We start from the raw sequence: 14,326 nt of genomic DNA on the forward strand, positions 1-14,326 counted from the left end.
ATGCCGCCGTGAACTCCCACCCGCATGTCAAAATCCGACATGAAAGCGGCACCAGCGCAACTTGGGTTATGACGCAAATGCGCTGCCTATCCGCCGGGAACCGGCACGAAACCTAAAGACGGTTGACGTGCACGTCAATCAGGCACAGGCCGCTATATCGATTAAAATCAATTTATTCTGACAAGAGGTCATTCCAAAACCGAGCAACCCGACACCTCCCGTTTTCATGTCGTTTACAAGCGATGCGCCATGCTTTAGGTAACGCCTCGCAATCCGGTCGCAGCCTACCCGGTCAAAACAAGGAACCCTGACTTATGAAAACGCTCGTCGTCTGCTCCGGCGGACTCGATTCCGTTTCGCTTGCTTACAGAATTGCAAGCGAACACCAACTCACCGCCCTCCTCTCCTTCGACTATGGCCAGCGCCACAAAAAGGAACTGGATTCGGCCAAAGCCTGCGCCGAAAGGCTCGGCGTTCCCCACCAGATCATCGATATCACCAACATCGGTGCCAGCCTGACCGGCTCCGCCCTCACTGACGATATCGATGTGCCGGACGGACACTATGCCGAAGAAACGATGAAGATCACCGTCGTTCCGAACCGCAATGCGATCATGCTGGCAATAGCATTCGGCGTGGCCGCTGCCCAAAAAGCCGAGGCGATAGCCCTTGCCGTCCATGGCGGCGATCACTTCATTTATCCCGACTGCCGCCCCGGTTTTATTGATGCCTTCCAGACGATGCAGAACCATGCATTGGACGGTTATGCGGACATAAAGCTGCTCGCGCCTTATGTGCACGCATCCAAAGCCGATATCGTTATCGACGGCGCAAAACACGGTGCGCCCTTTGCCGCGACATGGTCTTGCTACAAGGGTGGCGAACATCACTGCGGACGCTGCGGCACCTGCGTCGAGCGACGCGAAGCCTTCCATCTCGCCGGTGTCGAAGACCCTACCCTTTATGAAGATGCGGATTTCTGGCGCTCGGCAATCGAGAAGAGGAACGCCTGATGTTTCGCATTACCAAGGAATTTCATTTCTCCGCATCGCATCAGTTGACCGGGCTGCCGGACGATCATCAATGCGCCCGCCTGCACGGCCACAATTATATTGTTGAGGTCGAGCTCTCGGCTGACGATCTTAACCAGCACGGCTTTGTCCGTGATTATCATGAGCTGGCACCGTTCAAGCGCTACATCGATGATTGTTTTGACCACCGCCATCTCAACGATGTTCTGGGCCACGACCAGAGCACGGCTGAAACCCTCGCCCGGCATTTTTTCGAATGGTGTTATGCGCGCTGGCCGGAAATTTCCGCCGTGCGGGTCAGTGAAACGCCCAAGACATGGGCCGAGTACAGACCGTGACGCAAATACGCATCGCAGAGATTTTCGGCCCCACGCTACAGGGCGAAGGTGTGCTGATCGGTGAGCCGACCGTCTTCGTGCGAACCGGTGGCTGCGATTATCGCTGCGTCTGGTGCGATAGCCTGCATGCCGTCGAAAGCCGTTTTCGTCGCGAGTGGAAAGCGATGAGCGTGGAGGCAGTTTGGGGTGAAGTGACGACACTTTCCCGAAATAAGCCACTAACAGTGTCACTTTCTGGCGGCAATCCGGCCATTCAGCCGCTGGGACCCTTGATCGAGCACGGCAAGACCGAAGGCTATCGCTTTGCACTGGAAACCCAAGGATCGGTCGCGCAAGACTGGTTTTCCGCGCTCGACACACTGGTACTGAGCCCAAAGCCGCCTTCAAGCGGTATGGATGCCGATTTCGATGCGCTTGCGGTCTGTGTCGAGGCTGCAGGCAGAACGCCGCGAACGGTGCTGAAATTCGTCATCTTCGACGATGCCGATTACGTCTTCGCCAAAGATGTAGCCAGTCAATATTCCGGTCTACCGGTCTATCTCCAGCCCGGCAATCACACACCGCCGCCGCCCGAAGCACATGATGCCGCAATCGATATCGACGGCATCATGCGGCGAATGGAATGGCTGGTCGAAAAGGTAATTGCGGATGGCTGGTACGAAGCGCACGTCCTGCCCCAGCTTCACGTGCTGATCTGGGGCAACAGACGTGGCGTTTAGAGCGCGTATCGATCTGATTGAATCAGACCGGCGCTCTAAATGTTTGTCTTTTCGCATGTCTTTATCCCGAAACCGGTTCCCACTTTCGGGAGACATGCTCTAACGGTTGGCGCCGGGCACCCAGAGAACGTCCTGCGCGCCGTTATCGTTGACGGTTCGCGACGCCACGAACAGGAAATCGGAGAGGCGGTTGATATATTGCAAAGCCTCCGCCGAAACGACCTCTCCTTCGACGCGAGCAAGCGCAACCATCAGGCGTTCAGCCCGGCGTGAAACCGTGCGAGCGAGATGCAACGCGGCAGATGCCGCCGAGCCGCCCGGAAGAATGAACGAACGCAGCGGCTGCAAATCGGTATTGAGGAGGTCAATATCGGCTTCCACACGCGAAACCTGCGATGCGACGATGCGCAAAGGTTCGTAGGCGAGCGGCTTGCCATCATCCGGCGTCGAAAGATCCGCGCCAAGGTCGAAAAGATCGTTCTGGATACGGCCCAGCATGGCATCGATTTGCGCATGAGGATTATCTTCGCCGCCGGTGTGAAGGCGCGCCATGCCAATGCAGGCATTGGTTTCATCCACCGTACCATAGGCTTCGACGCGCAGGTCCGACTTCAGCCGCCGTGGTCCGCTGGCAAGTCCGGTCGTGCCCTTGTCGCCCGTCCGGGTATAGATCTTGTTGAGCTTGACCATATTTACTGGCCAGTTTTCTGGCGGGCAAAATAGATCGCACCAACGATCAGAACGATGGCAATGAACTGCAGGAAAACACGCAGCTGCATCATCTTGTTCGAGAAATTGCCGTCACCGCCGCGCATCATGTTGCGCAGACCGATGATCAGAACGACGGCCACAGCAAACATGGCCACCATTGCCGCGCCCTTGAACAGAACGTCCATTTTATTTCCTTCCCACGCGCACTGTTCCTGACCTCATGACTGGTCGGACAGCATCCGGTAGAGCCAGCGTGCCGGCATCAGGCGCCGTGCCAGTGACCCAAGTTTCGCCGGTCTCGTCACCACATAATGCGGGCGGGGACGCGGCGCCTCCAATGCATGAAGCAGTACAGCATAGACGGCTTCCGGTCCAAGCTTGTTCTTGGATTTTGTACCGCCGCCTTCCAGTTTCGCCATCTGGCGCTGGTAAAGCTCGCGATGCACCGAAGCTTCCATGTCGATATTGGCTCTGGCGTGGCTGGCGGCGTTGTAAGTGAAGCGCGAAGCAATCGGGCCAGGCTCGATCAGCGACACATCGATACCGGAGCCTTCCAGCTCCATGCGCTGCGCAAGCATCAGTCCTTCAAGCGCAAACTTTGACGCCACATAAGCACCGCGCCATTTCATCGGTACGAGGCCGAGGATCGACGAGCAATGCACGATGCGCCCATGCCCTTGCCTGCGCATGACCGGAACCACGCGTCGGGTAAGGTCGTGCCAACCGAAGAAATTGGCTTCGAACTGCTGGCGTAAGGCTTCGACCGGCAAGTCCTCTATCGCGCCGGGTTGAGCATAAGCACCATTATTGAACAGGGCATCGAGCTTGCCGTCCGTCTGGCGCAGCACCTCATCGGCTAAGACCGCGATCGACTGCGGTTCCGTATAGTCGAGATAATGCGCTTCCATTCCCTGCGCCTTGAGTGCCGCAATATCCGCATCCTTGCGGGCGGTCGCAAAGACGCGCCAGCCTTGACTGTGCAGTGCTTCGGCACAATAGGCACCGATACCGGAGGAACAGCCGGTGATGATGATATTACGCTGTCGGTTCTGACCGGTTTGTGCCGGAGCCATATGTTCGTTTCCCGCTGTCATTTCGCCAAGCTTGCTTGATTCGGCTCCGGTTTAAAACGGGTCGCGCCCTTGCAATCCGCAGACCAATGCTAGATTTAAGGCCTTGAAACACCGGCTGAACACTATCGAATACCGATCAGGGCTTTGAGGGACAAATCTGCGGATGCGAAAAATCAGACGTTTTCTCCGTCAGATCACCTATGATGTCATCGGTCATTTCAGTTCGGACGATGGCTGGGCCTTCGCTAGCCATATAGCCCTTTCCGGCCTGATGGCATTGTTTCCGTTCCTTATCTTTGCCACAACGCTTGCAAGCTTTCTCGGCACCAAGGAATTCGCCGATACGGCGGTGCATGTCATCTTCGATATGTGGCCGTCGAACATCGCAGCCCCAATTGCCAACGAAGTGATGAACGTGCTGACCGTGCAGCGCAGCGGACTTCTGACATTGAGCGTTATTGCAGCGGCCTATTTCGCCTCCAACGGCGTGGAGGCGCTGCGCATCGCGCTCAACCGAGCCTATCGCGTCACCGACCAGCGCTCGATCATTTTCTGCCGCTTGCAAAGTCTGGGCTTCGTTCTCGTCGGCACTCTGAGCCTGATGGCAATCAGCTTTCTGCTGGTTCTGGCCCCGCTTGCCGTGCGTCTTGCCGAACAATGGTTTCCCGATATAGCGCCGTTCACAGGAACGATTGCGTTCTGGCGCTATACTGTGGCAGTGGGGGTTCTGGTTCTGGCACTGTTCATGGTGCATATCTGGCTTCCAGCCGGACGCCGCAGCCTCGGTGACATACTGCCCGGCATATTGATCACGCTCATCGCCTGGCTTGCCGCCGCGATGGCCTTCGCAAAATATCTGGAAACTTTCGCCACCTATGTGACGACCTATGCGGGCCTCGCCTCCATCATGGTGGCCATCGTCTTTCTCTATATGCTCTCGGCAATTTTCATCATCGGTGCGGAAATAAACGCCGCGATCATGATTTTTCGCAAGCGCGAACAACAACCCGAGCTTATCGACGTAAAGTAGTCAGTGCAACGCCAAGCGTCGTCACCACCATACCTGCAATCTGGATTGCCGATAGCGTTTCACCAAAAATCAGATAGGCCATGATCGCGGCGGTGCCGGGCACCAGATAGAACAACGATGCGACTTTCGACATGGCGCCTTCGCGGATCATGACGAGAAGCGCCAGAATGGCACCGATAGAAATAGCAAGCGTCAGCCAGACCAGAGCAAAAATCAGCGATGGCGACCAGATCATGACGCGTGTTTCGAAAGCAAAGGCACAGATAGCAGTCAAAATGGCCGCAGCGATGTATTGCACCGCCGTCCCGGCCTTGAGATCACCAGCCGTGCCGAACCGCTTCTGCCAGACTGTGCCAGTGCTGATCGCCACCACAGCCAAAAATGCCGCCGCCAGGCTTTTCGGATCGACACCACTGCCAGCCGAAAACTTCGGCCATACCACCATGGCGACGCCGCAGAAACCGATCAGAAGCCCCGTCCATTGCCGCCCGCTCGCTCGTTCTCCCAGAAGAATGGCCGCAATCAGCGTGGTCAACATCGGCTGAAGGCCCGCCACCAGACCTGACATTCCCGCAGGCAGGCCGTGGTGAACGGCCCAGAACAAGGCGGAAAGATAAACACCGTGGATGAGACAACCGGCAATCGCCGCATGAAGAAGCACATCGCCTTTCGGCCAGATACTCCGGCTCGCCAGCGCCCAAAGTGTCATGATGACAGCCGCGATGGAAAAACGCACCGCCATGAAAGTAAATGGTTCGGCATAAGGCATGGAAAGCCCGGCTCCGATAAAACCGGTGGCCCAAAGCAGGACAAACATGACGGGGAACAAACGGGCGGCCATGGCAGAACTCTCACTTTCGCGGCCCGCCTTATACCGCTTTGCGGCGAACGCCTATCGCATAAAACTGATCGCAGCGTTGAATTTGCCAAACAGCCGCCCGCATTTTATGAAGCGGCATGAACATTGAACCTGAAACCATCCGCATTCTCGTCGATGCTGACGCCTGCCCGGTGAAAGCTGAAATCTATCGCGTGGCGGAACGGCACAATCTGCCGGTCATGCTGGTGGCCAACAGTTTCATTGCCATTCCCCGCGATGCGGAGCGTGTGGAACGGGTTATCGTATCGGACAAGCTCGACGCCGCCGACGACTGGATCGCCGAGAATTCGCGACCGGGTGCAATCGTGATTACCGCCGACATTCCTTTGGCAAGCCGCTCGCTCGAAAAAGGCGCTTCGGTGATCGCACCGAACGGACGCGTTCACACCCAAAGCACCATCGGCAACACGCTGGCGACGCGCAATCTGATGGATAGTTTGCGTTCCGCAGGCGAAGTTACAGGCGGACCCGCTCCATTTTCGCCCAAGGACCGCTCTGCATTCCTTTCCGCACTTGATCTTGCCATCGTCCGGCTAAAACGCGCGGGTTTCGTCTCAGGTTGATCGCATTGAGGCAGTCGCGACGCCAGCACCGATCAGCAATGTTCCGCCAGCCCGATTGAAAATGCGCAGCGCGCGTTCGCTTGAGAAGAAGCGGCGTGCCCGGGTCGCCAGAAGTGCATAGGTAAAAGCATTGAGGAAAGCGAGTACGAGGAACGTGCTTTCGAAAACCAGCATCTGGGTGAGGAAATCCCGGTGCGGGCTAAGAAACTGCGGAAGAAAAGCAACGAAAAAGGTGATGCTCTTCGGATTGAGCGCTGTCACGAGCCACGCATGAACCAGCATCCGCGCCGGATGCACCTTGTCGTGTCGGGCACTGGCATGAAGTGTTCCACCAGCGCGAAACAGTTTTATGCCGAGCCAGATCAGATAAGCGGCACCTGCCCATTTAACGGCGGTGAACACGGTTGCCGACGCTGCCAGCAGCGCACCCACACCAAGCATGGAAAGCGTCATCGCGGTAAAGTCGCCAAGGGCGACACCGACAGCCATCGGGAAAGCCGCTTTCCAGCCCTGCCCCAAGGCATATGAGACGACGAGCAAGACGGTCGGCCCCGGGATGACCAGAAGCACGATGGACGCGGCGGAAAATGCAAGCCAGACTTCAAGGCTCATGGGCAGCTCTCTCTCTTGAAAAGGGAGCAAGCCACTGATTTCGTCGTTTGTCGAGGCTAAAGATTCTTTGCCGCTTCGATGAGTTTAGCCGCTTCCGGGCTATCCCATGGCGCCGGACCGTTCATGGATGCAATCTGGCAGCCGTCCTTATCGACAAGCAATGTCACCGGAAGGCCGAAAGCCAGATTCTTGCGCTTCAGTTCGTTGAAGCTCGACATGGAAGCGTCCCGGTGCAGGGCCAGATTCTTGATGCCGATTTCGTTCAGAAAGCCCTTGGGCTTGTCATCCGAGCCGGTGTCGATGTTGATTGCGACGACCTCGAAATCGGCCCCGCCTTTTTCGGCCTCGAGCTTGTCGAGAGCTGGCATTTCCTCGCGGCATGGCGCGCACCACGTCGCCCAGAGATTGACCAGCAGTGTCTTGCCCTTGAAATCGCCGAGCGTCATCTGCTTGCCGTCCGGGCCTGCGAAAGCAATATGCGAGACGGAAATCGGCTTTTCAGCGGCACGCATCGCCGCCACGCCCCCGGTGGCAGCTGTATCAAGTGCCTTAAGCTTATCCGCTTTCAACACGCATTGCGCCGAAGCTTCATCGCTTTCCGCTGAAACATTCGTCGAAACATTCTGGGCAACCACATTGCCAGAAGGGCGCTCCATCACGTATACCGCCCCGATACCGGCAATGACACCGGCAAGGGCGGCAAGAAGGACGATCTTGCGATTTCCCGATTTCGCCTGCTGTTCGGAATTCGCCTTTTCGTTGTCTTCTGCCATGTCGCGTTACTTCTTTCCAATATTCCGCCAAACCGTCACTCGGGGCATATGAGCATGAGCGAACAAAAATCAAGCAACCAGATGTGGGGCGGCCGTTTTGCCTCAGGGCCCGATGCGATCATGGAAGAGATCAATGCATCGATCGGCTTCGACCGCAAGCTCTATGCGCAGGATATTCAAGGCTCGCTCGCCCATGCAGCCATGCTGGCAAAGACAGGCATTATTGCGGCAGAAGACCATCGACAAATCGAAGATGGTCTGAAAACCATCCTCAAGGAAATCGAGGACGGCAAGTTCACCTTCTCGCGCAAGCTTGAAGACATTCATATGAACATCGAGGCGCGGCTTGCCGATCTGATCGGCCCGTCCGCCGGACGGCTCCACACCGCCCGTTCGCGTAACGATCAGGTGGCCGTCGACTTTCGCCTCTGGGTGAAGCAGGAACTGGAAAAGACCGCCGCCGCCCTCAAGAATCTGATCGAAGCGTTTCTGGAACGTGCCGAAGAACATGCGGCGACGGTCATGCCGGGTTTCACCCATCTCCAGACCGCGCAGCCTGTCACTTTTGGTCATCATTGCATGGCCTATGTCGAAATGTTCGGTCGCGACCTGTCGCGCGTGCGTGACGCAATCGAACGTATGGACGAATCGCCTTTGGGTGCTGCAGCCCTTGCAGGCACGGGCTTCCCGATCGACCGCCATATGACAGCCAAGGCGCTCGGCTTTCGCGAACCGACCCGCAATTCTCTCGATAGCGTTTCCGACCGCGACTATGCGCTGGAGTTTCTGTCGCTTGCTGCGATCTGCGCCGGTCATCTGTCGCGCCTTGCGGAAGAAATCGTCATCTGGTCGACGCCGCAATTCAATTTCGTGCGCCTGTCCGATGCTTTCTCCACCGGCTCGTCGATCATGCCGCAGAAGAAAAACCCGGATGCAGCAGAACTGGTTCGCGCCAAGACGGGCCGCATCAACGGTTCGCTGGTCGCGCTTTTGACCATCATGAAGGGACTGCCGCTCGCCTACTCCAAGGACATGCAAGAAGACAAGGAACAGGTTTTCGATGCAGCTGAAAACCTGGAACTCGCCATCGCCGCCATGGCCGGCATGGTGCGCGACCTGACGATCAATGTAGCGTCAATGAAAAAGGCGGCCGGTTCAGGCTATTCCACTGCGACCGATCTCGCCGACTGGCTGGTGCGTGAACTGGGGCTGCCCTTCCGTGAGGCACATCACGTCACCGGTCGCGCAGTCGCTCTGGCTGAAAGCCGCAAGGTCGATCTGGCAAAGCTTTCACTTGAGGAACTGCAGTCAATTCATCCGGGCATCACGGATGCGATTTTCGGCTATCTGACGGTCGAGAAATCAGTGAAAAGCCGTCAGTCCTTCGGTGGCACGGCCCCGCAGGAGGTGCGTCGCCAGATTCGTTACTGGAAGAAGCGCATCACCAAGGCCTGATAATCGATCAACATGACGTCATGTGGAATCATCTGTCGAACTGATGATTCCACTTTCGGGCATTATGAGTTAGACCTAGAGCATGTCTTCCAAAAGTGGGAACCGGTTTTGGAAGACATGCGTAAAGACAAAACTTAGAGCAAGATCATATATTTCGGGAACCAACGCTGATGACAGGCCGCTCCGCCATTTCTTCCGTGCTTCTGATCGCCGCGCTTGCGGCAACGCTCGCCGCTTGCGGTCGCAAGGGCCCGCTGGAGCCGCCGCCATCCGCCGTCGTGACGGACGAACAGGGCCACACCAAGCCGAAACCGAAGGAAGACAAGCCGATCATCCTCGACAAGCTGTTGTAAGTTTCTGCTGCAGGGCATTCCCGTGAACCATTTCGAACATCGCAACGGCGTTCTTCACGCCGAAAATGTCAGCCTGCCTGAAATCGCACAGGCCGTTGGCACCCCTTTTTACGTTTATTCCCGCGCGACCATCGAGCGTCATTTCCGCGTGTTCAGCGAAGCCTTCGCCGGCATGGAAACGCTCGTGACCTACGCGCTGAAAGCCAATTCGAACCTGGCCGTGCTGAAAACTCTGGCGAAGCTTGGCGCCGGCGCGGACACCGTTTCGGAAGGCGAAATCCGCCGGGCGCTTGCTGCAGGCATCCCGGCCAACAAGATCGTCTTTTCAGGCGTTGGCAAGACTCCACACGAAATGGACTTCGCGCTTGAAGCGGGCATCTATTGCTTCAATGTTGAATCCGAACCAGAGCTGGAAATTCTTTCCGCTCGCGCCGTCAAGGCAGGCAAGGTCGCATCCGTATCGCTGCGCATCAATCCCGATGTGGATGCGAAGACCCACGCCAAGATTTCAACTGGCAAATCTGAAAACAAGTTCGGCATTCCGCGCGTCAAGGCGCGTGAGGCCTATGCCCGCGCAGCGAGCCTGCCCGGTCTCGACGTAGTCGGTATCGATATGCATATCGGTAGCCAGATCATCGACCTCGAGCCGTTCGACAATGCATTCGCCCTGATGGCGCAACTGGTCAAGGAACTGCAGGCCGACGGTCACAACATCCGCCACGTCGATGTTGGCGGGGGGCTCGGCATTCCCTACCGCACAGACAATACACCTCCGCCGCTACCCGTCGCCTATGCAGAAATCGTCGCCAAGCACATCAAGCCGCTGGGCCTGAAAACGGTGTTCGAACCGGGCCGCCTGATCGTCGGCAATGCCGGGCTTCTGGTAACGGAAGTGATCTTCGTCAAGGAAGGCGACGCCAAGAACTTCGTCATCGTGGATGCGGCAATGAACGATTTGATTCGTCCGACGCTTTATGATGCGTTCCACGACATCAAGCCTGTCACTTTGCCGAAGGATGATGCGCCGCGTATTCGTGCCGATTTTGTCGGTCCGGTCTGCGAAACAGGCGACTATCTCGGCCTCGACCGGGAAGTGGCAAAGCCTGCTCCAGGCGATCTGATTGCCGTCTGCACGACGGGTGCATATGGCGCGGTGCTTTCCAGCACCTACAACAGCCGTCTGCTCATCCCCGAAGTGCTGGTTGACGGCGACCGTTATCATGTCGTGCGTCCGCGCCGTACCTATGAAGAACTGCTCGCGCTCGATTCCGTACCGGAATGGTTATAGGTCTCGCGACCATAATTATTCATGGCCCACATTTATCATGGCCCATAAATCTCGGGGCAAAGCCTCGCCTTTGCCATGATGCGTGTTATCCTGTCAGCCGAACCGAAATCGGCTGACGCGAAAGACGAGACCTATGACTGCCCCTAAGGCGGCCCCGCAGACAGATAGCAGCAACGACAGGAAAAACCCGCCGCGTCATGCGTGGGATGTTTTTCTGCGGCTGTTTTCAGGCGATGGTGCCAGCCTGCGCCGTCTGCGTCTGCGTGCCTTTCTTTCGATCAGCTTCGAGCGATTCTGGCCGCTGATCCTGCCACTAATCCTCATCATCGGTCTGTTTGCCAGCCTGAGCTGGTTCGGCCTGTTCGGCATGATGCCCCGTTGGCTGCATATCGGCGTGCTGACGCTATTCGGTATTGCCGCCCTCATTGCGCTTTATCTGCCGTTCCGGTTTCGCACCCCGGCGGAAAGCGACGTCACAAGTCGTATCGAGGCGATCAACGGTCTCGTTCACGAACCGCTTTCCGTCCAGACAGGCCACATGGCAACAGGCGAACACGATCCATTCGCTGTCGCCCTGTGGCGGGAACACCAGCGCCGCATGGCGGACCGGCTCAAGAACCTGCAATCCGGCCTGCCTTATACGCGTGTTCCCGAACACGACCCCTTCGGCATTCGTGCGGTGGTCGCCCTGCTCTTCGTGACCGCCTTCGCCTACAGCCTCAGCCCAAACAGTGGGCGCATTGCCGACGCCTTTCATATCCGTCCAAGCGATGGAACCGCCGTTGCCCGCATCGATGCATGGGTAACGCCGCCGCGCTATACTGGCCGCGCTCCGGTCTTCCTGACCACGACGAACAACAGCGAACAGGCCGCAATCAATGTACCGCAAGGCAGCATTCTGTCGGTCCGCGTGATCGGTGGCGGTTCCGAGCGCCTGACTGCGACCGATGCGAAGGGCGAGCGCCGCGACGTACAGCCGGTAAACGCGAAGGAAGACCAGAAGGAGCCTGCAGAACAGGCCGTCGTCGATGGAAGCCGCAACTTCCGCTACGATTTGCAGCAGGATGAAACCATAGCGCTTTCCGGCACCGATGCCCGCTGGAAATTTGTCGTCACGCCGGATAACCCGCCAACGATCCGCTTCACGAAAGAGCCGGGACACGCGCTGAATGGCACATTGCAACTTTCCTATCAGATCGAGGACGACTACGCGCCAGTAAAGGCCGAAGGTGAGATCATCCCGCTCAACAATGATGAAGATGAGGAAGCCGCACCGCTCTACGATGCACCGGAACTGCCGCTTGCACTGCCGCGCCGCGGTGTGAAGGACGCCACGACGTCGAAAGACCTGACCGAGCATCCTTGGGCAGGTGAAAAAGTTGCGCTCACGCTGGTCGTAACCGACGCCGCCGGACAAACGGGTCGCAGCGAAACCAAGATCATCACTTTGCCCGAGCGCCCTTTCAGCAATCCACTTGCCCGCGCCGTTGCGGAACAGCGCCGTATCCTCGCGCTCGATGCGACGCAGCGCGATCATGTGCTCGACATGCTGTCGGCAATCACGCTTCGCCCGGACGAAACCATCAAGAATGCAGCCCATTATCTGGGTCTGGTCACGATTGGTACACGTCTTCGTCTCGCCAGGAGCGATGACGCCTTGCGCGATGCAGCGGATTATATGTGGCAGGTGGCCCTTGGCATCGAAGATGGAAATCTGTCTGCCGCCGAAAAGCGCCTGCGGCAGGCACAGGAGGCCCTGAAAGACGCTCTCCAGAACGGCGCCTCACAAGAGGAGATCGAAAAGCTTTCGGCAGAGCTACGCAAGGCGATGCAGGATTTCCTGCGGGAATTCGCCCAGCGCCAGCAACAGAATCCCAATGCACGCCAAGCCGCTCCCGATCCCAATGCGCGAATGCTGACGGAAAAAGACCTCCAGCGCATGATGGACCAGATCGAAAATCTCGCGCGTCAGGGCTCACGCGATCAGGCGGAAGAACTGCTGTCGCAATTGCAGAACCTGATGAACAATCTGCAGATGGGACAGATGCAACAGGGTCAGCAAGGTCAGGGACAAGGTCAGCAGGGCCAACAAGGCCAGATGCAGCAGCAGATGAACAAGCTCGGCGAGCTAATGCAACGCCAGCAAAAGACGATGAACGAAACCTTCGATCTCGATCAGAAGATGCAACGCCAATTCGGTGGTAGCGATGGTGAGGGCGAATTCGGCGACAACATGTTCCCGGGTGATGACGGTTCCATGGGCGGCGGACAGCCGGGCGGTGAAACCGAAAACGGCCAGAGCGAGAACGGTCAGGGCGGGAAAGGCGATGTGCCACCCGATATGGCGGAAACCATGCGCAAACTGCAGCAGCAGCAAAAGGACCTTCAATCCGATCTGCAAAAACTGATGGACGATTTGAAAGGCATGGGTATTGAACCCGGCAAGGATTTTTCGGATGCCGGAAAATCAATGGGCAACGCCACTGATGCGTTGGGCCGCAGCGAAGGTGCCGAAGCAAGCGACCAGCAGGGCAGCGCACTCGATGCACTGCGTCGCGGCGGACGCGACATGATGCAGAAAATGCAGCAGGCCATGGGCCAGCAAGGTCGGGGGCAAAGTGGCGCCAATGGCAGTCGGGGAAGGGATCCGCTTGGGCGCCAGCAAGGTACCGGCGACAGCGGCCTCAACGATGACGTCAAGATTCCAGGTGAAATCGATATTCAGCGCGCGCGTGAAATTCTCGATGAAATCCGCCGCAAACTTGGTAATGCCCTGACGCCGCAGATGGAAAAGGAATATCTGCAGCGTCTGCTGAAGTTCGATTGAGAAGCAGGCCGGAGCCTTAATCCATCACACGACCGACAAAAGGCAACTGGCGGAAGGCGTGCCCAACGTCCATGCCATAACCGACGACAAAATAGTCGGGGCATTCGAAAGCCACGAAATCGGCATCAAGATCGACCTTGCGGCGCACGCTCTTGTCGAGAAGAACAGCAATGCTGACGCTCCGCGCTCCGCGTTCCAGCATAAGTTCGCGAACGAATTTCAGTGTCTTTCCAGACTCCAGAATATCATCGATCAGCAGTACATCGCGGTCGCGAACATCGCTGTCGATATCGCGCAGAAGACGAACTTCGGCGCTTGTCGTGCCCTTGCCGTAGCTTGAAACCGTGATGAATTCGACATCGGGCTCCACGCCCGCATCATGCATTGCGCGGATGAGGTCGGCTGCAAAGATGAAGGAACCCTTCAGGATCGAAATCGTCAGCAGGTTGTGGAACTTGCGTTCAGCAATGGCCTTGGCGAGCTCGAGATTGCGACCGGCAATCTCGTCCGGGCTAAAGAGAACTTCGATTGTCTTGCCACCGACTTCGGGCATCTGCTGCTTCTCCTGATCGTTCGCTTTCGCGCAGACTTTGGCGCGATCAAAGGCGCCGGAAAGGCACGCTCTATAGCATGGTTTGAGGAAATTGCACCCCACCAGATGAAGATGCTCCGG

The 14,326-nt window shown here is 57.3% G+C and carries 16 protein-coding genes; 9 read left to right on the plus strand and 7 right to left on the minus strand.

From position 1 onward, the window contains the following. The first annotated feature begins 314 nt into the window (after positions 1-314). From queC to queE, 3 genes are read left to right on the plus strand one after another with little or no spacing between them, the layout of a single operon-like run. Positions 315-1,013, plus strand: a complete 699-nt coding sequence (gene queC, locus KWJ32_RS04865; RefSeq protein WP_012091186.1) for a 7-cyano-7-deazaguanine synthase QueC — start codon at positions 315-317, stop codon at positions 1,011-1,013. Then, complete coding sequence (queD, locus tag KWJ32_RS04870) at positions 1,013-1,369, plus strand: 6-carboxytetrahydropterin synthase QueD (RefSeq protein ID WP_010657519.1); 357 nt, start codon at positions 1,013-1,015, stop codon at positions 1,367-1,369. Before queC ends, queD begins: the two co-directional genes overlap by 1 nt. After that, on the plus strand, positions 1,348-2,088 hold the full coding sequence (queE, locus tag KWJ32_RS04875; protein ID WP_012091185.1) for a 7-carboxy-7-deazaguanine synthase QueE: 741 nt from the start codon (positions 1,348-1,350) through the stop codon (positions 2,086-2,088). The genes queD and queE overlap by 22 nt, the downstream gene beginning before the upstream one ends. A gap of 99 nt (positions 2,089-2,187) precedes the next feature. On the opposite strand, the gene KWJ32_RS04880 is transcribed toward queE, so the two are convergent. From KWJ32_RS04880 to KWJ32_RS04890, 3 genes are read right to left on the minus strand one after another with little or no spacing between them, the layout of a single operon-like run. Beyond that, entirely contained in the window at positions 2,188-2,778 is a 591-nt protein-coding gene (locus KWJ32_RS04880; protein ID WP_012091184.1) for a cob(I)yrinic acid a,c-diamide adenosyltransferase, read from the minus strand. 2 nt (positions 2,779-2,780) lie between these two features. Then, a complete protein-coding gene (locus tag KWJ32_RS04885) occupies positions 2,781-2,984 on the minus strand; it encodes a twin transmembrane helix small protein (protein WP_010657522.1) in 204 nt (67 codons plus the stop codon). Positions 2,985-3,017: 33 nt separating this feature from the next. Then, positions 3,018-3,872, minus strand: a complete 855-nt coding sequence (locus tag KWJ32_RS04890) for an SDR family oxidoreductase (RefSeq protein WP_012091183.1) — start codon at positions 3,870-3,872, stop codon at positions 3,018-3,020. Positions 3,873-4,035: 163 nt separating this feature from the next. On the opposite strand from KWJ32_RS04890, the gene KWJ32_RS04895 reads away from it, so the two are divergent. Then, entirely contained in the window at positions 4,036-4,902 is an 867-nt protein-coding gene (locus tag KWJ32_RS04895; RefSeq protein WP_012091182.1) for a YihY/virulence factor BrkB family protein, read from the plus strand. Here the strand turns inward: KWJ32_RS04895 and KWJ32_RS04900 are convergent. Beyond that, positions 4,886-5,743: a DMT family transporter gene (locus tag KWJ32_RS04900; RefSeq protein WP_010657525.1), complete on the minus strand. Its 858-nt coding sequence runs from the start codon at positions 5,741-5,743 to the stop codon at positions 4,886-4,888. The genes KWJ32_RS04895 and KWJ32_RS04900 overlap by 17 nt on opposite strands. A gap of 116 nt (positions 5,744-5,859) precedes the next feature. Between KWJ32_RS04900 and KWJ32_RS04905 the strand changes: the two genes are divergently transcribed. After that, positions 5,860-6,345: a YaiI/YqxD family protein gene (locus KWJ32_RS04905; RefSeq protein ID WP_012091181.1), complete on the plus strand. Its 486-nt coding sequence runs from the start codon at positions 5,860-5,862 to the stop codon at positions 6,343-6,345. On the opposite strand, the gene KWJ32_RS04910 is transcribed toward KWJ32_RS04905, so the two are convergent. Then, the gene (locus KWJ32_RS04910; RefSeq protein WP_012091180.1) at positions 6,337-6,957 is read right to left on the minus strand and encodes a LysE family translocator; all 621 of its coding nucleotides are present in this window, start codon (positions 6,955-6,957) and stop codon (positions 6,337-6,339) included. The two genes, KWJ32_RS04905 and KWJ32_RS04910, sit on opposite strands and share 9 nt — an antisense overlap. 56 nt (positions 6,958-7,013) lie before the next feature. Then, complete coding sequence (locus KWJ32_RS04915; RefSeq protein WP_012091179.1) at positions 7,014-7,730, minus strand: TlpA disulfide reductase family protein; 717 nt, start codon at positions 7,728-7,730, stop codon at positions 7,014-7,016. Between the two features lie 54 nt (positions 7,731-7,784). Here KWJ32_RS04915 and argH point away from each other — a divergent pair, with 54 nt between their 5' ends. From argH to KWJ32_RS04935, 4 genes are all read left to right on the plus strand, one after another. Further along, a complete protein-coding gene (argH, locus tag KWJ32_RS04920; RefSeq protein ID WP_012091178.1) occupies positions 7,785-9,185 on the plus strand; it encodes an argininosuccinate lyase in 1,401 nt (466 codons plus the stop codon). Positions 9,186-9,355: 170 nt separating this feature from the next. After that, on the plus strand, positions 9,356-9,538 hold the full coding sequence (locus tag KWJ32_RS04925) for a lipoprotein (RefSeq protein WP_006467922.1): 183 nt from the start codon (positions 9,356-9,358) through the stop codon (positions 9,536-9,538). A 22-nt stretch (positions 9,539-9,560) separates the two neighbouring features. Next, positions 9,561-10,826, plus strand: coding sequence for a diaminopimelate decarboxylase (gene lysA, locus KWJ32_RS04930; protein ID WP_012091177.1), 1,266 nt, complete (start codon positions 9,561-9,563; stop codon positions 10,824-10,826). Positions 10,827-10,959: 133 nt separating this feature from the next. Further along, positions 10,960-13,653 carry a TIGR02302 family protein gene (locus tag KWJ32_RS04935; protein WP_012091176.1) on the plus strand — a complete coding sequence of 898 codons (2,694 nt, stop codon included), beginning with the start codon at positions 10,960-10,962 and terminating at the stop codon, positions 13,651-13,653. 16 nt (positions 13,654-13,669) lie between these two features. On the opposite strand, the gene hpt is transcribed toward KWJ32_RS04935, so the two are convergent. Continuing rightward, positions 13,670-14,206, minus strand: coding sequence for a hypoxanthine phosphoribosyltransferase (gene hpt, locus KWJ32_RS04940; RefSeq protein ID WP_010657532.1), 537 nt, complete (start codon positions 14,204-14,206; stop codon positions 13,670-13,672). Positions 14,207-14,326: the final 120 nt, after the last annotated feature.

This window comes from Ochrobactrum sp. BTU2 (assembly GCF_024539785.1).
GTDB classification, from domain to species: Bacteria; Pseudomonadota; Alphaproteobacteria; order Rhizobiales; family Rhizobiaceae; genus Brucella; species Brucella anthropi.